Source organism: Aquitalea magnusonii (assembly GCF_002217795.2).
GTDB classification, from domain to species: Bacteria; Pseudomonadota; Gammaproteobacteria; order Burkholderiales; family Chromobacteriaceae; genus Aquitalea; species Aquitalea magnusonii_B.
In genome coordinates this window covers 1,916,358-1,942,144 of record NZ_AP018823.1, presented here as the reverse complement: position 1 = coordinate 1,942,144, position 25,787 = coordinate 1,916,358, and the positions used below count along the sequence as shown (strand labels likewise).

Annotated in this window: 21 protein-coding genes; 7 read left to right on the top strand and 14 right to left on the bottom strand. The window is 61.2% G+C overall.

What is annotated here, in order from left to right; translation table 11 throughout:
* Window positions 1–22 precede the first annotated feature (22 nt).
* Complete coding sequence (locus tag DLM_RS09325) at window positions 23–604, bottom strand: flavin reductase family protein (protein WP_089083330.1); 582 nt, start codon at window positions 602–604, stop codon at window positions 23–25.
* A 118-nt stretch (window positions 605–722) separates the two neighbouring features.
* Between DLM_RS09325 and DLM_RS09320 the strand changes: the two genes are divergently transcribed.
* From DLM_RS09320 to DLM_RS09310, 3 genes are all read left to right on the top strand, one after another.
* A complete protein-coding gene (locus DLM_RS09320; protein ID WP_089083535.1) occupies window positions 723–926 on the top strand; it encodes a hypothetical protein in 204 nt (67 codons plus the stop codon).
* A complete protein-coding gene (locus tag DLM_RS09315) occupies window positions 923–1,540 on the top strand; it encodes a PolC-type DNA polymerase III (protein WP_089083331.1) in 618 nt (205 codons plus the stop codon). Before DLM_RS09320 ends, DLM_RS09315 begins: the two co-directional genes overlap by 4 nt.
* Before the next feature lie 211 nt (window positions 1,541–1,751).
* Window positions 1,752–2,849 (top strand): linear amide C-N hydrolase, encoded by a 1,098-nt coding sequence (locus tag DLM_RS09310; RefSeq protein ID WP_089083332.1) that lies wholly within the window; start codon window positions 1,752–1,754, stop codon window positions 2,847–2,849.
* A gap of 21 nt (window positions 2,850–2,870) precedes the next feature.
* On the opposite strand, the gene DLM_RS09305 is transcribed toward DLM_RS09310, so the two are convergent.
* The 5 genes from DLM_RS09305 to DLM_RS09285 all read right to left on the bottom strand — a co-directional run bounded on the left by DLM_RS09305 (window position 2,871) and on the right by DLM_RS09285 (window position 10,149).
* Window positions 2,871–4,439: an HD domain-containing phosphohydrolase gene (locus DLM_RS09305; protein ID WP_089083333.1), complete on the bottom strand. Its 1,569-nt coding sequence runs from the start codon at window positions 4,437–4,439 to the stop codon at window positions 2,871–2,873.
* 2 nt (window positions 4,440–4,441) lie between these two features.
* Window positions 4,442–5,929 (bottom strand): HD domain-containing phosphohydrolase, encoded by a 1,488-nt coding sequence (locus tag DLM_RS09300; RefSeq protein ID WP_089083334.1) that lies wholly within the window; start codon window positions 5,927–5,929, stop codon window positions 4,442–4,444.
* Window positions 5,926–7,080, bottom strand: a complete 1,155-nt coding sequence (locus tag DLM_RS09295) for an FIST signal transduction protein (RefSeq protein WP_089083335.1) — start codon at window positions 7,078–7,080, stop codon at window positions 5,926–5,928. Before DLM_RS09295 ends, DLM_RS09300 begins: the two co-directional genes overlap by 4 nt.
* 93 nt (window positions 7,081–7,173) lie before the next feature.
* A complete protein-coding gene (locus tag DLM_RS09290) occupies window positions 7,174–7,782 on the bottom strand; it encodes an antibiotic biosynthesis monooxygenase (RefSeq protein WP_089083336.1) in 609 nt (202 codons plus the stop codon).
* A 114-nt stretch (window positions 7,783–7,896) separates the two neighbouring features.
* Complete coding sequence (locus DLM_RS09285; protein WP_089083337.1) at window positions 7,897–10,149, bottom strand: heavy metal translocating P-type ATPase; 2,253 nt, start codon at window positions 10,147–10,149, stop codon at window positions 7,897–7,899.
* A 77-nt stretch (window positions 10,150–10,226) separates the two neighbouring features.
* On the opposite strand from DLM_RS09285, the gene cadR reads away from it, so the two are divergent.
* Complete coding sequence (cadR, locus tag DLM_RS09280; RefSeq protein ID WP_089083338.1) at window positions 10,227–10,658, top strand: Cd(II)/Pb(II)-responsive transcriptional regulator; 432 nt, start codon at window positions 10,227–10,229, stop codon at window positions 10,656–10,658.
* Between the two features lie 22 nt (window positions 10,659–10,680).
* On the opposite strand, the gene DLM_RS09275 is transcribed toward cadR, so the two are convergent.
* A complete protein-coding gene (locus tag DLM_RS09275; protein ID WP_089083339.1) occupies window positions 10,681–12,300 on the bottom strand; it encodes a methyl-accepting chemotaxis protein in 1,620 nt (539 codons plus the stop codon).
* 116 nt (window positions 12,301–12,416) lie between these two features.
* On the bottom strand, window positions 12,417–12,713 hold the full coding sequence (locus tag DLM_RS09270; protein WP_145985817.1) for a LexA family protein: 297 nt from the start codon (window positions 12,711–12,713) through the stop codon (window positions 12,417–12,419).
* 227 nt (window positions 12,714–12,940) lie between these two features.
* On the opposite strand from DLM_RS09270, the gene DLM_RS09265 reads away from it, so the two are divergent.
* Window positions 12,941–13,216: an HU family DNA-binding protein gene (locus DLM_RS09265; RefSeq protein ID WP_089083341.1), complete on the top strand. Its 276-nt coding sequence runs from the start codon at window positions 12,941–12,943 to the stop codon at window positions 13,214–13,216.
* 397 nt (window positions 13,217–13,613) lie between these two features.
* Entirely contained in the window at window positions 13,614–15,464 is a 1,851-nt protein-coding gene (locus DLM_RS09260) for a methyl-accepting chemotaxis protein (protein WP_231960139.1), read from the top strand.
* A gap of 129 nt (window positions 15,465–15,593) precedes the next feature.
* Here DLM_RS09260 and DLM_RS09255 read toward each other — a convergent pair whose 3' ends face one another.
* The 3 genes from DLM_RS09255 to DLM_RS09245 form a co-directional block, all read right to left on the bottom strand.
* A complete protein-coding gene (locus tag DLM_RS09255; RefSeq protein ID WP_089083343.1) occupies window positions 15,594–16,652 on the bottom strand; it encodes a response regulator in 1,059 nt (352 codons plus the stop codon).
* Window positions 16,653–16,673: 21 nt separating this feature from the next.
* Window positions 16,674–20,588 (bottom strand): response regulator, encoded by a 3,915-nt coding sequence (locus DLM_RS09250; protein ID WP_145985816.1) that lies wholly within the window; start codon window positions 20,586–20,588, stop codon window positions 16,674–16,676.
* Between the two features lie 180 nt (window positions 20,589–20,768).
* On the bottom strand, window positions 20,769–22,010 hold the full coding sequence (locus DLM_RS09245) for a DEAD/DEAH box helicase (protein ID WP_197715545.1): 1,242 nt from the start codon (window positions 22,008–22,010) through the stop codon (window positions 20,769–20,771).
* Between the two features lie 167 nt (window positions 22,011–22,177).
* Here DLM_RS09245 and hflX point away from each other — a divergent pair, with 167 nt between their 5' ends.
* Window positions 22,178–23,560 carry a GTPase HflX gene (hflX, locus tag DLM_RS09240; protein WP_089083345.1) on the top strand — a complete coding sequence of 461 codons (1,383 nt, stop codon included), beginning with the start codon at window positions 22,178–22,180 and terminating at the stop codon, window positions 23,558–23,560.
* Between the two features lie 147 nt (window positions 23,561–23,707).
* On the opposite strand, the gene DLM_RS09235 is transcribed toward hflX, so the two are convergent.
* From DLM_RS09235 to DLM_RS09225, 3 genes are read right to left on the bottom strand one after another with little or no spacing between them, the layout of a single operon-like run.
* The gene (locus DLM_RS09235; protein WP_089083346.1) at window positions 23,708–24,529 is read right to left on the bottom strand and encodes a TOBE domain-containing protein; all 822 of its coding nucleotides are present in this window, start codon (window positions 24,527–24,529) and stop codon (window positions 23,708–23,710) included.
* Window positions 24,526–25,086 carry a nitrogen fixation protein NifQ gene (locus DLM_RS09230; RefSeq protein ID WP_089083347.1) on the bottom strand — a complete coding sequence of 187 codons (561 nt, stop codon included), beginning with the start codon at window positions 25,084–25,086 and terminating at the stop codon, window positions 24,526–24,528. Before DLM_RS09230 ends, DLM_RS09235 begins: the two co-directional genes overlap by 4 nt.
* On the bottom strand, window positions 25,079–25,786 hold the full coding sequence (locus DLM_RS09225) for an ATP-binding cassette domain-containing protein (RefSeq protein WP_089083348.1): 708 nt from the start codon (window positions 25,784–25,786) through the stop codon (window positions 25,079–25,081). The genes DLM_RS09230 and DLM_RS09225 overlap by 8 nt, the downstream gene beginning before the upstream one ends.
* Between the last annotated feature and the right edge of the window lies 1 nt (window position 25,787).

Below are 25,787 nucleotides of genomic sequence, written 5' to 3'. Positions count from 1 at the left end.
GCCGCCGTGGCGGCGGTCTGCTTCAGTCGGCCGACTTGTCGGCACTTACGCTGAACTGTTCGCCAATGCTGAAGAAGTTGCCACCGGCAATGTAGTGCAGGCTGCGCTTGTCATCATGGCCGTCAAACTGCCAATGGCCGTCGTGCCAGACATCGGCGTCGGCCTTGGCGGCCAGCACTTCGCCGATAAACAGGTCATATTGCTGCTGATTGTGCGGCTCGCTGATGATGCGGCATTCCAGATACGCGATGCAGCCGTCCACATGTGGTGCTGCCACGGCTTCGCCGGGCAGGGCGGTCAGGCCGCTGACGGCAAACTTGTCCACCTCCTTGCCGCTGCAACTGCCTGCGGTCAATACCTGTTCAGCCTGGGCGCGGCAGGGGACGTTCAGCACAAATTCGCCGGAAGCTTCCATCAGTTCACGGGTATGGGTGGCCTTGTCCACCACCACCAGCACCTTGGGCGGGTCAAAGTCCAGCGGCATGGCCCAGGCGGCCGCCATCACGTTTTGTTTGCCCGCGTGGGCTGAGGAAACCAGCACGGTCGGGCCGTGGTTCAGCAGGCGATAGCTTTTGGCCAGCTCAACAGTGACAAACGCTTGCATCGGATAGTCCTTCAGATTGATCTGCTGCTGATTCTAGCAATATCCGCCAGTGTATGGCTTGTATCTGACTGTGGGCGTGTACAATGCCGCCAGTTCAACATTTAATGGAAAGCAAGCCATGTCCAAGCGCAAGGAAGACGCACTCGACCCGGATACCATCGCCCTGTTGCAATGGTGTGCCGAAGTGGAAGCCCTGTTTGTTGCCGCCGGTGCCAAACCGGACGAAGCACAGCAGCAGATTGAAGAAAATGCCGAGTGGTTTACCGATATGTTTTTTGATGGCCTGAGCCCGGAAGAGGCAGCCAAGGCGGCGCTGAATTGAGCAGCACATCTCCTTGCTATGCGGTGCTCGACTTTGAAACCAGCGGGCTGTCGCCCGCCGTGGGCAGCCGTGCCACGGAAATCGCCGTCGTGCTGTGGCAGGATGGCCGCGAAGTGGATCACTACCAGAGCCTGATGAATGCCGGCGTGCGGATTCCGGCGCAAATCGAACAGCTTACCGGCATCAGCAATGCCATGCTGCGCAGCGCGCCGCCAGCGGCTACCGTCATGCGCGAGGTGGCGGATTTCGTCGGCGAGCTGCCACTGGTGGCGCATAACGCAGCCTTTGACCGCAAGTTCTGGGACCACGAGCTGGGCTTGCTGGGGCGGCAGCGGCGACAGGATTTTGCCTGCACCTTGCTGCTGGCGCGGCGCTTGCTGCCGCAGGCACCGGATCACAAACTGGGCACGCTCACCCGCTGGGCGGGGCTGCCGGATGCCGGACGCGCCCACCGCGCGCTGGCCGATGCCCGCATGGCGGCTCAGCTATTGCAATACCTGCTGCAGACGGCGCAACGCAAGCATGGTGCCAGGCAACTTGACCATCAACAGCTATGCCAGTTGCAGAAGGTGAGTGCCGGCAAGGTGGCGGATTTCTTCATGCAGCGTGCCTAGCTCGCTTGCAGGCTGGCCATGGGTGGCGTTCGCCATCCCGGCCTGATCGCCATTGGCGGCTGATGATGAATCGGCTCGCCAGTAAAGCGAAATTTCCAGACGCCAAACCGGACATCATGACATTCCGCTCCTGTAAACAGCATCCCTAGACTAATGGCCTGTATCGCCGCGCAGTTTTCCGGAGTGATACCGACTTTACTCGGGGGTTTTCATGTCCAAAGGTATTGCACCTCTCGCACTTGCCGCATCTCTTGCAGTCTCCCTGTTGCCGGCAGCCGAAGCCTGCACCCGCGTGCTGTGGAATACACAGCCGGGTTATCTGCTCAGTTCGCGCAATCTTGATTTCTTTGGTCCGGTCAGCCCTTCGCTGGTACTCAGTCCACGCGGTGTCAGCCGCGTGGGTGCCAGCGAAGAAAATGCAGCCCATAGCGTACGCTGGAAGGCGCGCTATGGCAGTGTGGCCGTTTATGCTGACAATGTTTTTCCGATGGATGGCATGAACGAGAAGGGCCTGGTGGCACATACCCTGTACTTTACCGGTGGTGCCGAACAGCCGCAGCCGGGCAAGCCGGAAAAGCCGGTACTGGAAAGCAGTCACTGGCTGAGCTTCATCCTGGATAACCATGCCACGGTAGCCGAAGCCGTTGCTGCCATCCGCAGTGTGCGACTGGTACCCAAACGCCTGCCCATCGACTACGCGTCGGACACCAAGCACATTGCCATTGAGGACGCCAGCGGCGATTCGGCCATCATCGAAATCGTCAAGGGTGAAACCGTCATCCATCATGGCAGGCAGTTTACCGTGCTGACCAATCCGCCTGACTACGACAGCATGCTGAAGCAGGAAAAAAAGTTTGCGGCGTCCACCTCCGAAACCATTCCCACCGGCTGGCAGGCGGATGCCCGGCTGGTGCGGGCCAACTGGCTGCTCAAAACCCTGCCGCGGCCGGATAATGCCGAAGAAGCCCGCGGTTTTCTGGCCTCCATCATGCACAGCGTGGCCATGCCCATCGGCCTGATGGCAGATCCGCTGGATTTGTCGGTGGAAAAAGCCTACGAGCCGTATTCACGCTATCCGGCGGAAAACCGGGGCGTGGGTACCTACTGGACCACCACGGCCGACATGAAAAACATGCGCTATGCGTTTCAGTCTGCCTCGTCCATCAGCCCGGTCTGGCTGGATTTGCGCGACTTCGACTTTGCCAGGCTCAAGCAAACCAAGGCCATATCGCGCCTGAACCTGTATGGCAGCAAGAACTGGACTGGCAATGCACGCCAGCATTTGCAGGATGTGGCGGCCTATCACTGACCTTGCTCATCCCTGCAGGCATCAGTTTTCAGCTTCCAGTGTCAGCAAGTGCGGGGTGAAATCACCGCGCTCCAGAACCCGGATGCAGGCATCCACCACATCCGGGTCCAGTTGGCTGCCACGCATCAGGCGAATCTGGGCAATGGCCTGGCCAATGCCCAGCGCGGCGCGGTAGGGGCGGTCGGATGACATGGATTCGACAATGTCGGCCACGGTGAGGATGCGCGATTCCAGCAGGATGTCCTGGCCGCACAGGCCCAGCGGGTAGCCGGAGCCGTCAAGGTATTCGTGATGCTGGCGGATGATGTCGGCAATGGGCCAGGGGAAGTCGATGTTCTTCAGGATGTTGTAACCCACTTCGGGGTGGCGTTTCACCAGGGCAAATTCCACCGGGTGCAGGCGGCTGGGCTTGCTGAGGATTTCTGCCGGCACCTCGATCTTGCCCAGGTCATGCACCACTGCGCTCAGGTACAGGCCGCGCAGCCGGTGTGCATCCAGACGTAATTCCTGGCCTATCAGCACGGCCAGTTCGGCTACATGCTTCTGGTGGCCGGCGGTGTAGGGGTCGCGCTGCTCCAGTACCGAGGCGATGGCGGCCAGCGCGTTTTCCAGCGCATTTTCCAGTAGCTGCGCCTGGCTGGCTTGCTCTTGCAGTGATTGCTGGTAGGCCACGCGGGTGCGGCGCGACTGGATGCCGAACTGCACGTTGCGGGTAAGCTCCTCGAATACCTGCACTTCCACCGGGCCGAAGCAGTGGGCTTCGCCGGCATACACCGCCAGTGCGCCGATCAGGTCTGGCCCGGCCACCAGTGGAATGGCCACGATGGCTTGCAGCCCGTGTAGGCGGGCGGCGGCTTGCCAGGGTTGGAAGTCGGGGCTTTTGTCCAACTGGCTGAGCGAGATGGTGCCGCCCTGGCGAATGCAGCGGGCAATCGGGCCTTGGCCCTGGGCGGTATGTTCATCCCAGCTGATTTCCAGTTGCTTGGCATACGCCCTGGCCTGGCCGGCGGCGGACAGTACCTGCAGCCGGCTTTGCTGGAGGTCGCTCAGCCCGCAGATCAGCGCCAGCGGGTAGCGCTGGTCTGCCACGATGGCATCGCAAACAGCCTGCAGCAGGGCTTGTTCATCACTGGCCTGCACCAGTGCCTGATTGGTACGGCTATTGGCCTGCAGCGCCCAGGCGCGGCGCTGCATTTCGTCGTGGTCCTGCTTTTGCTGGGTGATGTCTTTGAAAATGACGGTCAGGCCTATGCACTGGCCATCGGGCGCAAAAATCGGTGACTTGCTGGTTTCCAGCCAGCGCGGCTGGCCATCCAGCATATAGGGCTCTTCCACCCGTATTGCCTGGCCGCTGCACATCACCTTGCGGTCATCCGCCTGGTAGCTGGCGGCCAGTTCAGCCGGAAAGAAGTTGTAGTCGGTTTTGCCGGCCACCGCTTCGATGCTGATGCCCAGGTCATCGGCAAAGCGCTGGTTGCAGGTGATGAAGGTGGAGTTGATGTCCTTGATGATGATACGGTCCGGCAATTGCCGAATCGCCGCCTGCAGGGTGTAGGCGGAGTGGGGTAGTGCCGTGAGGGGTGCATCCATGCTCAGTTTTTTCTTTTGCTGTCCGGCAAGGCGTAGCCGTGCTCGGTAAAGAGTGCCAGGCAGGCATCCACCACCTGGCTGTCATACACAGTGCCGCGATAATGTCTTAGTTGCGCCAGCGTCTGCTCCAGCCCTAACTGCCGACGGAAGGGGCGGTGCGACAGCATGGCTTCCACACTGTCTGCCACGTGGATGATGCGGGCTTCCAGCAGGATGTCTTCACCGGCCAGGCCGCGCGGATAACCGCTGCCATCCATGTTTTCGTGATGCTGCCAGGCAATTTCGGCTATCGGCCAGGGAAAGCGGATGTCCTTGAGAATTTCATAGCTGGCTTCGGCATGCATTTTCACCAGCTCGAACTCCTCGTGGTTAAGCCGGCGTGGCCGGGTGAGGATTTCCGACGGAATCTGAATCTGGCCGATGTCATGCACCATGGCAGCCAGCCCCAGTCCTTCCAGGCGATGTTCATCCAGCCCCAACTGGCGGCCAATGGCAACCGCCAGGTCGCTCACCCGTACTTCATGGCCGGCGGTGCTCAGGTCGCGATGCACCATGGCGGCGGACAGTGCACTGATGGCCTGGATCAGCGATTGGCGCAGTGATTCTTCGGCTGACTTGCGCGCGCTGATGTCGATGAAGGCACCAATCACACCGCCAATACTGTTGTCTTCGTTGTAGAACAGGTCCTTGGCATACACCACGTCCATCAACTGCCCTTGCTTGCTGCGCAGCACATATTCAAACAACTGCGGCTGGCGGCTGGCAATCAGCACGCCATCATTCTGGGTGAACATGCTGGCCAGTTCTGCCGGCCATACCTCGGCCGGGGTCTTGCCAATGATTTCTTCGGCCTGCATGCCGACGGTGCGGCTGAATGCCGGGTTGCAGCCCAGATAACGTCCGGCGGCGTCCTTGTAAAACACGGCAATCGGCATGGCATTGAGCAGGGCGGTGCTGAAGCGTTGCGCCCTGTCCAGTTCGGCCTTGGCCTGGTTGCGCTCTCGCTGCAGCGCTTCGGCCAGTTGTTCGCTGTCATGGCATAGTTTGATGGCGCGGGCCAGGTTGGACAGGATGGGCGGAAACACATGCTCCAGCGGCATGTGCTGCAACATGGGGACGGGGGCCAGCAGCAGGATGGTGTAGTGCTGTTCCAGTGGCAGGCGCAGTCCGTATTGATAGTGTGGCTGGCCGGTGAGTGTTTGCAGCAGGGCGGGATCGCAGCCGGGGTGGATGCTGCGTCCCAGCAGACCGGGTGGTAGCGGGATGGTGTGGCCGGTCTGCTGTTGCAGATGATGATCACCAATCACTTTCAGCAGTTGTCCGCTGCTGGCGTCCAGCCCCTGGGCATGGCCGATTGCCAGCCCGGCGGGGCAGCCGGTATGAAACAGCAGGCGCTGCAGCACCTTGGTCAGCAGGGCATCCACGGTGACTTCGCGACCGATGGTGAGGGACAGGTCGTACAGGACGGCAAGCAGCTGATCGCGGTTCATGGCTGCTTCCACAGGCTGCAGATGATGCTGGCGTTGTGAAACAGCGGATAGCCCCATTCCTGCAGACTGCCGATCTCGCCCAGCGTCAGTGCGCCAAGCAGGGGGCTGGCCTGGCTGCTAGTGTGCAGTTGGCGGATTTCCTGCAGCGCATCGTCCCCGAAGTGCATGCTTCTGCCGGCGCAGTAGAAGGCCAGCAGTGGCTGGCCGGCGATATTACCGTGGCGCTGGCGCAGCGTGGACAGCAGTTGCTCCACACAGCCGGTGCCGGGGCTGGCGGGTGCCTGCAGCATGATCAGCATGGCGTTTTCCGGCACCTCGCCCACGCAGGATACCGAGCCGTCATCTTCCAGGGCTACCGGAATGCGGATCAGTACCTGCTGGTTGGCCAGCATGATGCCCAGGGGGAAATGCACTCCGAATGAATAGAAGTTTTCCCGCGTCAGCTCCGCGCCAAACTGCTGCTTGACAATGTCCTGATAGGCGGCAAATGCCGGTTTCCAGTCGATCTGGAAAATGCGGTTGCAGGCGGTGGCGGTGGCGGTCATGCATTGGGCGGGTGTTGGGTAGCCATGATGCAGTACCGGATTGGTCGAGCCGGGCATGAGCAGGCACAGCACGCCGTGCCCCAGCGTCTGGTACTGGTTGAACAGGCAGTCAATGGGCTGGAAGCTTTCACTACCGGCATTGACCCCGCCATAAAACACTTGGTCGGCCAGTAGCAGGTACAGCTCGTCCAAGGTGGAGGCGATGTCCGGCAGCATGCCGTCGAAGAGCATGAACAGCGTCGGCTTGCCCTGTTGGGCCGGCCAGTGCTGCAGCATTTGCTCCACTTGCGTGGCCATTTGCTGCGCGGTTTGGGCTGCGGTGCTATCCGGGTTGATTCGCAGCAGGGCTGCCTGGCTGGCTGGATGCCGGGGTATGAGCCAGGCTCCACCAGGCAGGTAGCCTTGTGCGCCCAGCAGTCTTGGGAAAATGCCCCCTGCCAGTTCGATGCCCAGGTGCAGGCAGCAGGTTTGCAGCAGTGGCAGCCTGTCGCGGTCTGATTCCGCCAGCAAGGCCAGCAAGGGCTGGCCGGGCTTGGCCTGTTGCCATAAACGTAGCTGGGTTTCCAGCTGTGAGGCTTCCAGCGGACTGTGCCAGGGCGTGGACATCCGTTTTACTCTCAGTCATCAGGCGCAAACAAGGCGCGATACCCTCATCATAAACGAGGGTATCGCGCATGCCGACCATTCCCGAGGTAAAAATTACGTCAAAGCTTGATCTGTACCGCATTGCATGTGGCCCGCGGCGCTGCTGGCTGGCTCGGCGTGCAAGGGGCTGTGCTGCCGCGGCCCACTTTGCAGCCAGTTGTGCAGCAGGCGGCTGCTAAGCGGAATGAACAGGAACACCATCACCGGAGTAAGCAGCAGGGTGCTGCACAGTACGCGCAGCACCACCGGCAGCGTGGCCAGCGTATCGCCCAGCAGCAGGCTGAAACACAGTGATACCGGGAAGAATACCAGCCAGATCATCACCGCCTGTTTCCAGCGCGGCGGGGTTCGCAGGCCGAACCAGTGATCCAGCCCCTCGGCGCAATGCACATGGCTGTGCTGGATCAATCCGGCACCTTCGGATAGCCAGGCCTGGCGCTCAGGACTGGCCGCCCAGCGCTCAAGGCTGTGCTGGTCGGTAAAGCGAAACAGGATTTGCCAGTTGTCGTCACCGGCCGGTGGTTGCAGCAGACCGGAGCCCAGAAAGCCGGAAGCCTGGCTGGCCAGGGCTTCGCCGTGGCGTATCCATTGGTGAAACTCGGCGTGGTGTGTCGGCTTGATGCGGCGGGTAATCAATAGGGTAAGTGGGGTGCTGGGTGTCATGATCTGGCTCCTGCAAGCAAGTTCCGCCACCCGGGGTGAGGGTGGCAGCTACGCCTCCGGGGTGGTGGAGGCGCTTCTGCCACAGTTTCAAGCAAACATCATGCCCGGCTGTCTTCACTTGCGCAGCAGGCGCAAGCCATTGCCCACCACCAGCAGACTGGCACCAACATCCGCAAATACCGCCATCCACATGCTGCCCATGCCCAGCAGGGTCAGCAGCAGGAACACGGCCTTGATGCCCAGTGCCAGTGCAATGTTCTGCACCAGGATGGTGTGGGTGGCGCGCGACAGACGAACAAAATCGGGCAGTCGGGCCAGATTGTCTTCCATCAAGGCCACATCTGCCGTCTCGATGGCGGTATCCGAGCCCATGGCTCCCATGGCAAAGCCGATATCCGCCTGCGCCAGCGCCGGCGCATCGTTGATACCATCGCCAACCATGCCGACCAGACCATCGCCGGCCAGGCTGGCAAGGACATCGGCCTTGTCCTGCGGCAGTAATTCGCCCCTGGCCTGATCCATGCCCACGCTGGCAGCCATGGCGCTGACGGTATGCTGGTTGTCGCCACTGAGCATGATGGTGCGAATCCCCAGTTGCTGCAGCGCGGCAATCGCGGCGCGGCTATCCGGGCGCACGGTATCGGCAACGGTAAACAGCGCCAGCACGCTGACTTCGTCCAGCAGCAGTACAACGCTGTTGCCTTGGATTTGCTGTTGCTCCAGCAAACTCTGCAATGCAGCGGAACCCAGCCCTTGCTGCTGAGCCAGCCGGTAATTGCCCAGCCACAGGGTGCGCCCGGCAATCTCCCCTTGCACGCCCAGTCCGGGCAGGGCGCTAAAACTACTGACTGGCTGCAAGGCGATATTGTCCTGGGCGGCGGCACGGGCGACAGCGCGCGATGCCGGGTGATCGGAGTGGCTGGCCAGGCTGGCAGCCAGGCTGCGGACATTGGCGGCATCACCCGGCACCAAAAGCTGCCAGCCGGTTTGTTCCGGTTTGCCGTGCGTGATGGTGCCGGTTTTGTCCAGCGCCAGCCAGCGCAGACGCCGACCTTGCTCCAGCCAGATGCCTCCCTTGATCAGAATGCCGCGCCGGGCCGCGGCAGCCAGACCGCTGACCACAGTAACCGGGGTGGAAATCACCAGCGCGCAGGGGCAGGCAATCACCAGCAGCACCAGGGCCTTGTAGATCCAGTCCTGCCAGTTGCCGGCCCCCAGCAGGGGTGGCAGCACTGCCACACCCAGTGCCAGCAGGAACACCACCGGCGTATAGATGCGGGCAAAACGGTCGACAAAACGCTGGGTCGGTGCCTTGGCATCCTGTGCCTGTTCCACGGCATGGGTGATGCGGGCCAGCATGGTGTCACCCGCCAGTGCGTCCACCCGGTATTCGAAAGAGCCGCTTTCATTCAGCGTTCCGGCAAACACGCTGTCCCCAGGCTGCTTCTCCACCGGCATGCTTTCACCGGTCATGGCGGACTGGTTCACGCTGGAGTGGCCACGGATGACTTCACCATCCAGCGCAATGCGCTCGCCTGGTGCCACCCGGGCAATGCTGCCAATGCGGATGTCTGCCAGCGCGGTGGCCTGCCAACTGCCATCTGCCTGCAATACGGTGGCCTGGGGTGGGCTCAGTTGCAGCAGGCTGTCGATGGCATTGCGCGCCCTATCCAGCGAGCGGGCCTCGATGCGCTCGGCCAGGGTGAACAACACCATCACCATGGCGGCCTCCGGCCATTGGCCCAGCAGCAAGGCACCGGTGACGGCGATGCTCATCAGGGCATTGATATTCAGAGTGAGGTGGCGCAGGGCAACCCAGCCCTTTTTGTAAGTGCCGATGCCGCTGCCCATGATGGCCAGCAATGCCAGCATGGCGGCCAGCCAGGCAGGGGCCTGCAGCCAGTCTGCCACTTCTGCCGCCAGCGCCGCGCCGCCGGCCAGTGCCAGTGGCCACCACGCGCTAGTGGGTTTGGTGGCCAAGGCTGGCTGCGTTTGCTTATCGGCTGTTTCCGGGGTGAAGCCCAGGCTGCTGATGGCCGCAAGAATGGCGGGCAGGGCGGCGGGCTGATGCGTTACGGTAAGCAGGCGCTGCATCAGGCGGAATTCCAGCGCCTCCACGCCGGGCAGGCTGGAGAGCTGTTTGCGGATCAGCGCTTCCTCTGTGGGGCAGTCCATCTGCAAGATGCGGATAGGCGTATGCTGCAAGCCGTCGCGGGTTTCGGCAGCAGCAGGAGCCTGCGCCGCATCCGGCATGGCCGAGCTGCAGCAGGCGGTGTCGGTTTCATGCGCGTGTGTTTTCTTGCGATAAGCCGGACCGTTTGGTGCTGGCTTGGTCTGATCGTGCTGGTGCGGGTGCGAGTGCTGCATATTGTTCTCCTGTGCGGCTTTGGCTTACAGTAAACACCTTGAAGCAACTACAAGGTCAAGCGCGGTGAGGAGCAAACATGAAAATTGGTGATCTGGCCCAGCGGGCAGGCTGCACCACGGAAACGGTGCGCTTTTACGAAAAGGCGGGCTTGCTGCCGGCCGCCGACCGCGAAGCGAATAATTATCGCAGCTACGGTAGCCGTCATCTGGAGCGTCTGCGCTTTGTACGCAATTGCCGGGCGCTGGACATGACGCATGAGGAGATTCATCAGCTGCTGGCGCTGATGGAAGCCCCGGCAGCCGATTGTGGCGGCGTGAACCACTTGCTGGACGATCATATCCAGCATGTAGATGCACGGATTGCGGAATTGCTGCAGCTCAAGCAGCAACTGGATGCGCTGCGGCAGCGCTGCCAGCATGAACAAGCCGTAGATGCCTGCGGCATCCTGCAGGGCTTGGTGGAAATGGAGACAAGCGCCAGGCCGGAGCGTCACACCCATCTGGGCTGAGCATGACGCTGCCTTGCCTGGTTCAAACCTGGTATTGCGCCACGGTGCGCAATATCGTCCTGGCTTGCTGATGCAGGTTGCGGGCGGCATCGGCCGAACTGCCTGCGGCGGAGGAGTTTTCCTCCGCCATCTGGGCAATCTGCTCCACGCGCTGGGCAATGGTATTGCTGGTGCTGGTCTGCTCGGCAATGCTGTTGGAAATATCGTGGACCAGGCCCATCGCCTGATGCGTGTTGGACTGGATCTGATCGATGGCGGTATTGGCCTCGCGTGCGCTGTCGGCTTCCTGATTGGCGCGCACCACCACCTGTTCCATGCTGCTTACCGCATCTTCGGTGCCCTGTTGCATCTTGGTGATGACACTGGAAATTTCAGTGGTTGACTTGGCAGTACGTTCCGCCAGCTTGCGTACCTCATCGGCCACCACGGCAAAACCGCGGCCCATTTCGCCGGCGCGGGCGGCTTCGATGGCGGCATTCAATGCCAGCAGATTGGTCTGCTCGGCAATGTCCTTGATGATGCCCATCACCGTGGCGATGGTCTGGCTATCCTGCTTCAACTGGCGGATGTGGGTGGCCGCATCCTGTACCGATGCCGACACCTGGGTGATGCCCGCCACCGTGGCCATGATCACCTGCCCACCCTGGGTGGCCATGCTGCCTGCGGTGCTGGTTTGGCTGCTGGCTTCCATGGCGCGGTCAGAAACATGGTTGATGCTGACCGTCATTTCCTCCACGGCAGCGGCCATGGCGGATGCCGCCTCGCTTTGCACTTCGGAGCTGCGGGCAATCTGTGAGGTGTTGGCGGCCATCCCTTCGATGGCCTGGTCCACGTTTTCCACACTGCGGCGGATGTCCTGGAAGCTGCTTTGCAATTGTTGCAGCAAGGTGTTGAAGGCTTCGGCAGTTTCGCCCACCTCATCCTTGCGTTCCAGTTTGACGCGCAGACGGAAATCCAGCGACTGGCGCACATTCAGCATCACGTCACGCATGCCCAGCAGGCTGCTTCTGATATGACGGAACAGTCGGCCGCCCAGGATGCCACAGACCAGCAGACAGATACTGATGAAGACCAGTGAGGTGGTGATGGCCTGCTGGTAAGCCTTGGTATTGTCCGCGGACAGGGTGGCGGCCAAGCGGTAGTTGAACTGCATGTGCTCGGCCATACTCTTGCTCAGGGCGGCGGTGATGGTGCGCATGGGGCCGTTGAAAATGGCTTGTTCCGCTTCCTGTGTCTTGTGTTGCCTGGACAATTGCAGCAGGGCGTCGCGTGCGCTGCGGTATTCCTGCATCAGCTTGCGCTCCCGTTCCAGCAGCTTGCGGTCCTCCTCGTTGACGATCAGGCTTTGCTGATAGCGCGCCAGGGCATCGTCAAAGCGCTTGTCCTGGGTGTTGATGGCCTGCTGATCTTTTTCCTTTTGCGCATCATCATGCGCAATCACATGGCGATAAGTGCCAGTACGCAGCAAGGTGAGTGCATCTTGCATCTCGTCCAGCGCGATGATGCTGGGGAAGGTGTTGTCACTGAGGTATTCGAAGCGGGCGTTGGCTTGATGCTGTTCGTACAATCCGAAGCCGCCGATACCCAGCAGCGCCAGCAAGGCAATGCCCAAGGTAAGTGCCAGCCTTTGTGAAATGTTCATGGTTGTGTTCCCCGGTGTTATCTTGCCCAGCAAGCGTTTGGCTTGTTGAGTTATAGCCGGGGAGGGAGAACTGACAAGACTGGATTTCACCTTGCGCTTCTGGCTGCGCTGTGCAGTCAGCAAGCGCAGGAGCTGGCGACGCCCCAGATGGCAAAGTCCTGGCCATAATGCGGGTCAATATCGGGGTAATCCGGGTGGGCGGCCAGCAGGCGCAGATGCTTGCCACTGCGCTGCAGGCGACGGACCAGCAGCTCGCCATCCAGTGCGGCCAGCACCAGGCTGCCATGTACCGGGCTTGCCTGGCTATCGATGTGCAGCCAATGACCGGCGGCAATGCCGGCACCGCTGAGTGCATGGTCAGGCATGCGCAGGGTGAAGCGACTGGTGTTTGTATCGTGGCTGAATGCAGGCATGACGCGATGTCCCGATATGGATGCTGCGTTGATGATTTTGAAATTGTACGTAATCAAAAAAGCAGAAGCAAGCCACTTGCAGCCCATCTTTTTCTGCCAGTGTTGGCCGAATGTGAGCAGAGCCCCCATGCGGCAGACACAAATTTCCCTTGCTGGAGCAGGGCTTGGCTGGTTAACCTCACGGTTTAACGCTTTTTTTCATCATTACAGTGGCGCAGGAGCCAAGCATGACCAAACAACAACTCATTGCCATCCTTTCTGAAAAAACCGGTAGCAGCAAAGTCGATGTCCTGCGCTTCATGGACGCTCTGGAGCAAACCATCCGCGAAGAGCTGGTCAACGGCGGTGAGTTGACGCTGGCCAGTACCGGCAAGTTCAAGGTGAAAGATACTGCCGCCCGCAACGGCCGCAACCCCAAGACCGGCGAAACGGTGTTGATTCCGGCCAAGCGAAAGGTGGTGTTCACTCCCATCAAGGCGCTCAAGGATGCCGTGGCCGGCTGATTCACCGGACTGCATGCCAGAGGCTGGCAATATATAAGGGACGCTGTGGCGTCCTTTTTTCATGGATGTAGATAATTTATACGCATAACTGGATTGTCCGCTGAAACTGTTCAATAAATAAATAAAGTGTTGCCCAAAGCCCTTTTCAGCCTTGCTGGCTTTTGAAACTTCGGGGATGGGGATGGGGCAATCAGGGCAGAATATGTCTGCCAATGCCGATAGTGTGCAAGTTTCTTTTTAAAATGCTTGTTGCATTTAAAATGGTATTGACGTGTCAAGGTGAAGCCGTGAATATGGCATCTAGCCTGTGCGGGCGCTCCTTTGTGCACAGGGCTGCAGTGTAGGGTTTTAAGCAATTATAAGAATAGGATTCTCCATGCGTACTCTCCGTTCAAGAATGCTTGCATTCGTTCTGATGATACTGGTGGCCATCTCGCTGCTGTTTTGCGGTGTGGCTTACTGGAAGATGAAAGAAGCCCTGCTTTCTTCCATCAGCGATCAGATTAGTCAGACCGCCAATAACAAGGTCAGCTTTATCACCGAATGGGTAAGCACCCGTCAGAATATCGTCGGCTCTGCGCTGCTGCACTTTACCGAGGGGGACATGAAGCCCATCCTCGATCAGTCGCAAGTAGCCGGCAAGCTGGACGACATGTATGTCGGCGAACCCAACAAGAAAATGACCCAGTTCACCGGCTCAACACCGGTGCCGCCGGGCTATGATCCGACCGGTCGTCCGTGGTATCTGGCTGCCAGCAACTCGCAGGAAGCCATTGCCACCGCTCCCTACATTGATGCAGCCACCAAGAAACCCATCATTACCTTTGCCAAGGCCTTGCGTAAGGATGGCCAGTTGGTGGCGGTGGCCGGTGGCGACGTGTCGCTGGTGCGGGTGGCTGACGAAGTGGTGTCCTCCAAGCTGCCGGGCGATGGTTTTGCCTTCCTGGTGACGGGTGACGGCTCGGTGATTGCCCATCCGGCCAAGGATTCGGGCATGAAGAAAATCAGTGAGGTGATGTCCGGCTTCGACCTCAACAGCATCAGCAAGGACGGTACGCTGCAGACCGTCAATATCAATGGCGAATCCAGCATGACTGCGCTGTATCCGGTCGGCAAGACCGGCTGGCTGCTGGGCGTGGTGGTGCCGGTGGCCGCGGCCACGGTTTCCGTTTCGCACATGATCGAGCTGATGATAGGCGTGTTGATTGCCGGCGTGGTGGTGGTGGCCTTGCTGGCCACCTTCGGGGTAGCCCGCATGCTGTCCGGCCTGACCGAGCTGCGTGACGCCATGCGCAACGTGGCCAGCGGCGATGGCGACCTCACCTTGCATCTGCCGGTGCGTTCGCAAGATGAAGTGGGCCAGATTGCCGAAGCCTTCAATGCCTTCGTTCACAAGCTGCATGGCATGTTTGTTTCCGTGCGCAACGATGCCGAAGCCCTGGCGCGTGATACCTCTGCCTTGCACCAGGCGGCAGAAAGCATTGCCTCCGACTCGCGCGTGCAGTCCAATGAGTTGTCTGCCACTGCCGCAACGATCGAAGAGATCACCGTCAGCATCAATCACATTGCCGACAATGCCGGCGAAACCGAAGTGCTGGTGGCCACCACGCGCGAAAACTCGGAAGACTCTTACCAGGCGATGGAAAAAGTGGCCAGCGAGGTGCAGTCCATCGTGCAGACTGTGGATGCGCTGCAAAATGCCATGGGCGATCTGTCTTCGCATTCCGAGCAGATTCGCGGCATTGTGGCCGTGATCCGTGATATTGCCGATCAGACCAACCTGCTGGCATTGAACGCTGCCATCGAGGCTGCGCGTGCCGGTGAGCAGGGGCGCGGCTTTGCTGTGGTGGCAGATGAAGTGCGCAAGCTGGCAGAACGCACCGCATCGGCCACGGTGGAAATCGCGCAGATGATCAATAGCGTGATGAGCCAGACCGAAGTGGCCATCGGCCATACCAGCAAGACCAATGAGCGCGTGGCCACCGGGGTGTCACTGTCGCGTGAGGCGGCTGACAAGGTGGGCAAGATCAAGGCCAGCACCCACGATATCGCGCGGCGCATGTCGGAAATCACCAGCTCAACCAAGGAGCAGAGCACCGCAACCACCGTGATGGCGCAAAGTGCAGAGCGCATTAATGCCAAGGCACTGGAGAGCGATGAGAATGTACAGCGCATTCTCACCATCATCCAGGATCTGTCGCGTCGTGGTGCCGACCTGCGCTCGCTGGTATCGCAGTTCAAGCTGTAAGCGGCTTGGCAGCATGGTGCTGCCCGTCCCGGACAGCCAAAGCCCCCGTATGATACGGGGGCTTTTTTTGCGACCCGTCACTCTGGCGCACCGCTTACCATCGCCGCAGCCAGATGCGCCCTGCTGCTTTCAGGCCGGGTACGCCGGGGGCTGGGTCTTGTCGTCGGCGTAAGTCTGGTGGATTTTCAGGATTTCCGGCAGGGCTTTTTTGAAGGCGGGAATCAGCTGCGGGTCGAAATGCGAGCCGGATTGGCCATACATATAGTCCAGCGCCACTTCCAGCGGCAGGGCCGGTTTGTAGGGCCGTACCGACAGCAGGGCGTCAAACACGTCGGCGATGGCAACGATGCGGCCCACCAGCGGGATGGCCGTGCCACGCAAGCCGTAAGGATAGCCGCTGCCATCCCAGCGCTCGTGGTGGGTGAGGGCGATAGTGTGCGCGGTTTGCAGCAGTTCGTCATCGTGTTTGCCGATGATGTCCGCCCCCATCAGCGGATGCTGCTTCATCAGATTCCATTCGCTGCAGTCCAGCTTGCCGGGCTTGAGCAGGATGTGATCGGGGATGCCGATCTTGCCGATATCGTGCATGGGTGCGGCCAGTTGCAGGATTTCCTGTGCCTTGTCCCCCAGTCCGGCCACTTCGGCAATCAGGCGCGAGGCATGGGCCATGCGGATGACGTGATTGCCGGTTTCGTTGTCCTTGAATTCGGCGGCGCGGCCAAGGCGCTGGATGATTTGCTGGCGCGAGGTCAGCAGCTCACGCGTGCGCTGCGCAACCATGCGTTCCAGTTCGCGCGTTTGATCATACAGTGCCAGATGGGTGCGCACCCGTGCCTTGACCACCGGCGGGCTGATCGGCTTGGTAATGTAGTCCACGGCACCGATTTCCAGTCCCAGCCGTTCATCTTCCACCGAGCACATGGCAGTGACAAAAATCACCGGGATGTGCTGCCGGTCGGGATTGGCCTTAAGGCGACGGCATACTTCGTGACCACTGAGACCAGGCATCATCACGTCCAGCAGGATCAAGTCCGGCGGTGCATCCGAGTAGGCAATCTTCAGCGCCTTTTCCCCATTGGGGGCCACCTTGATTGCATATTCGTCTTCCAGGATGGCGGCCAGAAGTTCGATGTTTTCCGGTACATCATCGGCAATCAGGATGCTCTGGCGCTGTCTGAGGTCGGCCATGGTCGGTGTGCTTTCAGGTGGCTATTGCATTGTCGGCTTTGGTTGCAGGCGCGCAGCCAGCTGTTCGAGCTGCTGTAGCGCTGCGTCGTATTCGTATTGCGCGGCCAGGCGGGATAGCTGCTGTGCCGTATCCGCCTCGGCGTGGCCGGCCAGCGCATGGTACAGGGCGGTGGCGGTACGGCTGGCCTTGATATCGTTGTCCTGCAATTGCAGGGCCAGCGCGCTGATCAGCGCCTGGCTGTCCTCGATGAACGGGCTGGCAGGGTCTGGTGCTGCTGCCTGTTCCTGCTCCAGATGCGCCAGCAGTTGCTGCAATTGCTGTTGCAGGCGTGCGATGGCTTCTTCCCGCTGGCTGCCATCGCCATCCAGATGGTATTCCAGATGGCGGCAGGCCGCGGCCAGTGCATCGGCACCGATATTGCCGGCCAATCCCTTCAGATTGTGGACGATGCGGCGTGCGCCATCTTTTTCTCCCTGCTGCAGCGCCTGGCGCAGACGTTGCACGGCATCGTGCTCCCGTTCCTGAAAGCGGCTTAGCAGGCGTGCATACAGGGTGTGATCACCCCCCATGCGCAGCAGGGCAGTGTTGCGGTCCAGCAGTACATTGCCGGTTGCCGGCGTTTGCGCAGTGCTGCTGACTGGCAGCGGCGGTGGCAAATCGGGCTGTAAATGGCGCAGCAAGGTGGCGTAGAACACCTGGATATCGATCGGCTTGGCAATGTAATCATCCATGCCTGCCTCCAGGCAGCGCTGTTCTTCTCCGGCCATGACATTGGCTGTCATGGCCACGATCTTGCGTGTGGCATGGGCAGGCTGGCGGCGCAACTGGCGACTGGCTTCCAGCCCATCCATCACCGGCATCTGGCAGTCCATCAGCAGGAGCTGGTAGTCGTGCTGGTCGGCCATCTGCAGTGCTTGCGCACCGTTTTCCGCCAGGTCGGCCTGGATGCCCACTTGGCGCAGTAATTCCAGCGCCACTTCCTGATTGGTCTGATTGTCTTCCACCAGCAGCACCCGGCTGCCTTGCAGCCATTGCCTGAGCTGCGGCAGATCCAGCCGCGGGGCGCTGTTGTTGCGTACCAGTGCCGGCTGGTGGCGGCAGGCGGTGTGAATGGCATCCAGCAGGGTGGAGAAGGTGGCCGGTTTGTCCAGAATGCCGTCCACCGGTGTCTGGCCCAGTGCTTGCGCCAGGCTGTCGCTGTCATGGGCGGTGGCCAGCAGGCAGGCCGGGGTGGGGAAGTCTGCGCTGGCCTGGATCTGTTGCAGGGTTTCCACGCCATCCATGCCGGGCATTTTCCAGTCTATCAATGCCAGTTGGTAGGGGTGTCCGGCCTGCTGCGCCCGCTGTAGCGACTGCAGTGCTGCCGGGCCGCTGTCCACCGCTTCGGCATCCAGTTGCAGGGCTTGCAGCATGTGGGCAAACACCTCCCGTGCCGCGGCATTGTCATCAACCACCAATGCCCGCATGCCGCGGATGTCGGGCAGGGTGCTGGCTTGCTCCGGCTGCGGCTGGGCCTTGCCCAGCCGGCAGGTGAAGCGGAAGCTGCTGCCAACTCCGGGGGTGCTGCTGACACTGATGTCGCCATGCATCAGTTCCACGATGTGCTTGCAGATGCTCAGCCCCAGGCCAGTACCGCCATAGCGGCGCGTGGTGGAGCTGTCGGCCTGGGTAAAGGCGTGGAAGACGTTGTCCTGTTCTGCCTGGCTCATGCCGATGCCGGTATCGCGCACTTCGATGCCCAGCAGCACCTGGTCCTGGTCTTCGGCTTCCAGCCGCACTGCCAGGGTGATTTCGCCCTGGTCGGTAAACTTGACGGCATTGCCCACCAGATTGTTCAGCACCTGTCCCAGCCGCAGCGGGTCGCCCACCAGGCGCGGCGGCACATCGGTGGCGATGTCGAACAGCAGCTCCAGGCCCTTGTCGCGCACCCGCAGGGCCACCAGGTCGGCCACCTGGCTGATGACGTCCTCCAGCATGAAGTCGGTCTGTTCGCAGCTAAGCTTGCCCGCCTCGATCTTGGAAAAATCCAGGATGTCGTTGATCAGGCCCAGCAGGCCATTGGCGGCAATGTGAACCTTGTCCAGATAATTGCGCTGCTGCGGATTGAGCCCGGTTTGCAAGGCCAGTTGGGTCATGCCGATGATTGCATTCATCGGCGTGCGGATTTCATGGCTCATATTGGCCAGGAAGTCCGCCTTGGCGCGGGTGGCTGCCTCGGCAATGCGGCGCGCGGCGCGGGCATCCTGCTCTGCCAGCTTGAGCGCGCTCACATCCACGATCATGCCGATCAGCCCGCCAGGCGTATTGTCCTGATGGCGAAAGCCGGTGACCGAGTACAGCACATGATGCAACTGCCCGTCGGCAAGTTGCATCTGCTCCTCGCGCGCCACCCGGCTGCAATGGGCGATGACTGCTTCGTCTTCCTGCTGGTAGTGTTGGCGATCGGCCAGCGGCAGGTAATCCAGGTCCAGCACGCGCTTGCCGATGAAGTCGCGCCGGTTGATGCCGAATGCCTGTTCATAAGCCTGATTGCAGCCGATGAAGCGGCTATCCGCGCCCTTGTAGAAAATCGGATTGGGAATGATGTCCAGCAGCGCCTCCACCAGCGCCACCTGATGCAGCAGCGCACTGGTGCGCTCGGAAACCTTTTGTTCCAGTTGGGTGCGGGCATATTGCAGTTGGCTGGTGCTGCTTAGCAGTTGTTGGCGCATCAGTTCCTGGGCGGCGGCCAATTGGCTGATTTCCTGCCACGGTGCCTGCCGCGCAGTCTGGCTGACCGGCAAGGCCAGCTCCAGCCGTCCGATGCGGGCACTTTCTTCTGCCAGTTGCTGCAAGGGCAGGGCAAAGCGCCGCGCCATGCGCAGGGCCACCACGCCGCCGCATACCAGTGCGGCCACGGTAATCAGCACCAGCACCAGCAGGTCGCCGGTAGTGCCAGGCAGGAAGGCAGACTGTGGGGCAATGACGGCAATCCAGAATAGCTGCTGGCCAAAGTGCATGGGTTGGAACAGGCTGAACCAGTCCTGATCGGCCGCGTTGTGGCGGCTGACCAGGCCAGGTTGTTGTGTGCGGCGCAGCCAGTGCTGGTAGCCATGCGCCAGCGGGCCATTCTTGATGGTGGCCAGCGGCTGCATCTGCAGTGCTTGCTGTTGCTGCCGGTCGCTCAAGGGCAGTACCAGCAGCCTGGCCTGGTCATCCAGCAACGCCAGCGTTTTCTGCTGCTCGGCCGGCAGGCTGCCGGTATAGCTGGCCAGGCTGCTGAGATTTACGTCATGGCCAATGACAAAGCGGCTGCCATCGTCTGCGGTCCAGCGACTGACTGCCGTCAGGCCGATCTGACGGGTGGTGTAAAAGGTATACGGTGCGGTCCAGAACAGCTTGCCGTCATTGGCCAGCGCCATGGCCCCCTTAAACCAGGGGCGCTGACGGGCATCGTAATCCTGCTGCCGGGTTTCACTGCGGATCAGCCGGCGCTGGCGGTCCCAGTAAAACCAGTATGTGGTGCGGCCCAGCCGGGCCGGGTCGCTCAGGCGGTTAACCCAGCCACCGTCGGCATTATGCAGCAGCAGGATTTCGCGGCCTGATTCGTGGGCCATGTTGACCGAGGCGATTTCGCCATGGTTTTCGATGATGGGGAAAAAGAATTCGTTGAAGCGCTGTAGCTGCTGTCGTTCTGACAGCCACTCGGTGTGGCCGGTCCAGTGGCTGTTGCGGCCCCAGGCCTGACTGGCGCGCAGGGTGTCTTCCACACTGCCCAGCAAATGCCGGGTGCGGGCTTCCAGTTGCTGGGCGGAAACCTGCATCTCTGACTGGGCCAGGCTGTCTACGGTGCGCTGGACAATCAGGTGATAGCAGCCAAAGGCAAACACGGTCAGTGACAGCAGGATGAGGCCGCACATGCGCAGGACCATGCTGCTGGCGAAAGTCTTTTTCAATCAGCGCTCCAATACCGGCGTACTGTGCTGCTGTGGGGAGGAAGCTTGCTTGCCGCTCAGGCCCGATCAGCAGCGGGATGCGCTACTGATCTAAAGGCTGGGCAAAATGATACTAACATGCCGGAAAACGCAAACTCAATTGTCATTGCAGATTGCCTGCCCGCCCGTTGCGGGCAAGGATCAGGACTGGGCGGCTTGCGCGGCGCGCAGCTTGTCTTTCTTGCTCATGCGCTTGCCCTTGATGCCGCCATTCAGGTCGCCGCGCGGTGGGCTGGCCGGCAAATCCTGTGGTTCGAAACCCACAATACGCTCACGCGCAACCGGCTGTTGCTGGCGCTTTTCGATCAGGCGGAAGTGGGCGGCATTGTCGGCGCAGACAAAGCTGATGGCCACGCCGCTGGCACCGGCGCGCGCGGTGCGGCCAATGCGGTGGGTATAGTCGGCGGCGGCGCGTGGCAGGTCGTAATTGACCACCAGCGGCAGACCGGCAATATCGATGCCACGGGCAGCCACATCGGTGGCTACCAGCACCTGCAGTCGTGCGGCCTTGAAGTCGGCCAGGGCCTGGCCGCGCTGACTCTGGCTGCAGTCGCCATGCAGGGCGGCGGCGCGGATGCCTGCCTGTTGCAGCTTGCCGCTGACGCGCTCGGCGCTGTGGCGGCTGGCCACGAATACCAGTACGCGTTCCCAGTTTTCAGTTTGCAGCAGATGGCGCAGCAGCATGGTACGGCGCGCTGCATCCACTTCGATGGCCCGCTGGCGGATGGCCGGGCTATTGTCCGGTGTAGCCGGGATGTCGATGGTTTGCGGCTGTCGCAGCAATTGCGTAGCCAGTGTGCGCAGGGCTGGCGGGAAAGTGGCGGAAAACAGCAGGTTTTGCCGATAGGGCGGCAGCAACGCCAGCAACTGGCCGATTTCATCGGCAAACCCCAGCTCCAGCAGCCGGTCGGCCTCGTCCAGTACCAGGGTGCTGACGGTGGACAGGCGCAGCGCATTGTGCTGCAGCAAATCCAGCAGCCGGCCCGGCGTGGCCACCACGATGTCGGCACCACCGCGCAGGGCCATCATTTGCGGATTGATGGAAACGCCGCCGTAAGCCACCACCACCTTGGGGCGACGTGGCAGCTTGTCGCCCAGTTCGCGCAGGGTAGTGCCCACCTGCATCGCCAGTTCCCGCGTGGGCAGCAGAATCAGGCCTGCCAATTGCCGCCGTGAGCTGGCGGCTTGGCTCAGCCATTGCTGCAACAGCGGCAGGCAATAAGCGGCGGTCTTGCCCGAGCCGGTCTGGGCGGTGGCCAGCACATCGCTTCCGTGCAGGATAAGCGGGATGGCAGCGTGCTGGATGGCACTGGGGGTGGCATAGCCTTGAGCGGCGGCGGCATCGGCCAGCGCGGGCTGCAGACCCAGAGAGGTGAATGGCATGAGCAGGGCAGACATGAAGGAGGGTGGAAGCGGCACAGCCGCCAGAGGCGCGCAGTATCAGCCTGTCAGCCTGCAGGGTCAAGCTTGCTGCAATCTGGGCGGCAGGCGGGGACGTTTAAGAGTAAAATCCGGGCTCGCCAGCCAAAGTAAAGTGAAGCAATCAGCTCATGGATGAAACAGAAGTCAAAGACAAACCCAGATACGCCATCGTGGCGTCGGTTCAGCTACCGGAAGTCAGTGATGTGGAATTTTCCTCCTCGCTGGCCGAATTGAGCGAGCTGGCCAAGACCCTGGGTTTTCAGGTGGTGCATACCTTTGTCCAGAAGCGCAACGGTTTTGACCGTACCGCCTATCTGGGCGTGGGCAAGCTGGAAGAAATCCACATGTATGTCAATCGCGGCCTGCGGGCTGACGAGCTGGCCGATGCACCGCCGCAGCTGGACCCGTCCGCCATTGAGATTGACGTCTTGCTGGTGGATCACGAAATTTCCCCGTCCCAGGCGCGTAATCTGGAGCTGGCCGTCGGTTGCGAGGTGATGGACCGCACCATGGTGATTCTGGAAATCTTCCACCGCAATGCCCGTTCGCGCGCGGCCAAGGCGCAGGTGGAAATCGCCCGCCTGGGTTATATGGCACCGCGCCTGCGCGAGGCGGCCAAGCTGGCCGGGCCGCAAGGCCGTCAGCGTAGCGGCATGGGTGGCCGCGGTTCGGGTGAATCGCATACCGAGCTGGATCGCCGCAAGGTGCGCGACCGCATTGCCGAGCTGCAGCGTGAAATCGTGGCCATGGAGCTGGAGCGCAAGACCCAGCGTTCGCGCCGGCTGGAACGGCAGGGTCAGGGCCTGGCCGGGGTGTCGCTGGTGGGCTATACCAATGCCGGCAAGTCCACCCTGATGCGGGCGCTCACCGGTAGCGAAGTGCTGGTGGCCAACAAGCTGTTTGCCACGCTGGACACCACGGTGCGCGCCATCTACCCGGAAAGCGTGCCGCGCGTACTGGTGAGCGACACCGTGGGCTTTATCAAGAATTTGCCGCACGGCCTGGTGGCCTCGTTCAAATCCACGCTGGAAGAAGCGCTGGATGCCGGCCTGCTTCTGCATGTGATCGACGCCAGCGACCCCGGCTTTGAACGCCAACTGGAAGTGACCGACACCGTACTGCAGGAAATCGGTGCCGATGAAGTACCGCGTATCCGCGTGTTCAACAAGATTGACCATGTGGCAGATGAAAGCGCCTGGCGGGCCGAGCTGGAACAGCGCTATCCCGGCTGTGTGGTGATGAGTGCGCGCCGTCCGGATGATGTGTCTGCGCTGCGCGCGCGCATCGTGGCTTTCTTCCAGCAAGACCTGACCGAGGATGAAATCCTGCTGCCGTGGTCGGCGCAGCAATTGCGCGGTGAAATCTACAGTCACTGCCAGGTGCTGGAAGAGCGGGCGGATGAGGACGGTAGCTGGTTCCGCGTGCGTGGCGAGCCGGAGCAGTTGCGCCGCCTGCATGAGAAGCTGAACCCCGGTTCTGGCGGACGGGAAAAGGAATACTGGGAAGTCTGACGCTGCACCTGCCTGATCAGGCAAAAGGCCCATGCCGTAATGGCATGGGCCTTGTGTTTTATCGCTGCAGCAGGGCCTGCCGGCGCAGGCCGTACAGGCTTACAGCAGGCAGGCGCAAGGCGGCAGCAGCTTTATGGTTGGCGGCGTTTAGCCCGGCACCCCCAGAATCACACTGGATGCCTTGAAGATGGCGGTGGCACGGCTGCCGGGCTGCAAGCCCATGTCCTCGGCACTGCCATTGGTGATGATGGCGGCAATGCTGACTCCGGCTGCCACTTCAATCACCACTTCGCTGTTTACCGCGCCCGGAATCAGCCGGCTGACCGTGCCGCGCAACTGGTTGCGTGCCGACAGGCGGATGTTGTCATCCCCAGTGCCATCATCCCCAGTTCCGACGATTACCGATGACGCCTTGATCAGCGCATAAGCCGTCACCCCCGGCTCCAGCCCCAGGCTGAGCACACTGTCGCGGGTCACGACGGCCACCAGCCGCAGGCCGTTGGTAATTTCCAGCTCCACTTCATCATTCACTGCACCGGTCTTGATGGCGACGACCTTGCCCAGAAACTGGTTGCGCGCACTGGTTTTCATGCTCATGCCTCCCAAAAGCAGCAGATCGTCCGCCATGCCGCTGGCCTGACGCTGCAGGTTGCGCAGGAATTGCTGATGTTCCCGCGTGATGATCTGATAGTTCTCCACCAATTGGCGTCCACGCACGGTCAGACGGGTGCCGCCGCCGCCTTTGCCACCGGATAATCGCTCCACCAGCGGCTCACCCGCCAGATTGTTCATGTGGTCGATGGCATCCCAGGCAGCCTTGTAACTGAGCTTGATGTCACGCGCGGCCTGGCTGATGGAGCCGCAGACATCGATTTGCGCCAGCAAGGCCAGATGTTGCGGGCTGCCAAACTTTTCTCCGGCCAGGTTTAGCCATAAAGCACCTTGCAAGGTGATGTCCTGCTGTTTCATGTTTGTCGCTCCGGCTGGGCTGGCAGGCAGGTGGTGTGCGCGTGGCAGCGCCCGCACTCCGGCGGTTTGAGTCCGGGGCGGCCCAATTGCTCACCCAGTTCTGCGTAGAGAAAGCGTTTCCATTTGAGATCGGGCTGCTTGCGTGCATACAAGGGGTAGAGATAATGCTGCAGCAGCAGGTTCAACTCATGGCGGCTGGCCAGCCCCATGTCCTGCCACAGATGGCGGCTGCCCAGGCTGGCCACCGCCACGGCGTGCGCCAGCCAACGGCCATGCCGTGGATTCTCCGCCGCAGAACGATTGGCCAGCAGCATGGCCACCAGCTCAGCCACCAGAGCGGGCCGCTGGGCTTGTAACTGCTGGTATTGGGTTTCTGCCAGCGCCTCCAGATAGCCCAGTTCCGGTGCGCAGGCTGCCAGCATCTCCAGCATTTCCTGCTGCGGCAGGCCCAGCGTCCAGGCATAGAGAGGCAGCTCGCCATCCTGTGCATTGCGTAGCACGCCAAGTACGGTGCGGCTAAGCAGGCGGAAGGCTTGCTGCCGCTGGAAATCAGCCATGGATGGTCTCCATCAGGCCGGCAGGCGGCTGGCTTAGCCGGCCATCCTGCAGGTATAGGGTTTGCTGGCCAAACACCCGGACATCTTCGGCATCGTGGGTAATCAGCAGCATGGGAATGGACAGGCGCTGCAGCAGCTCTGCCAGTTCGCTGCGCAACTGCTGGCGCAAGGCCGGGTCCAGTGCCGAAAACGGCTCATCCAGCAGCAGCGCACGGGGGGCGGCCACCAGCGCACGCGCCAGGGCGGTACGCTGGCGTTGGCCACCGGATAGCGTGGCCGGCAATTGCTCGGCCAGGGTTTCCAGTCCAAAAGCATTCAGCCAGTAGTCCACCGCAGCCAACTGGCGGCGACGTCCGGGGTTGAGCCAGCCGCGCTGCAGGCCAAAGCCGATGTTCTGGCGCACGCTCAGGTGGGGAAACAGGGCGTAGTCTTGAAACAGATAGCCTAGCTGTCTTTGCTGCGGACTCAGGCAAATGCCTTGTGCGCTGTCGAACAGGCTGCGGCCATCCAGCCGGATATGGCCGTGGTCTGGATGATGCAGGCCGGCAATGGCCTTGAGCAGCATGCTTTTGCCTGCGCCGGACGGGCCATAGACCACCAGTTGCTGGCAGTTGCTTTGCAGGGCGATATCCAGTGCAAAGCTGCGCGTGCCGCTGTGCAGGGTGTGGCGAATGGCCAGATCAAAACGCGGTGTGTTCATG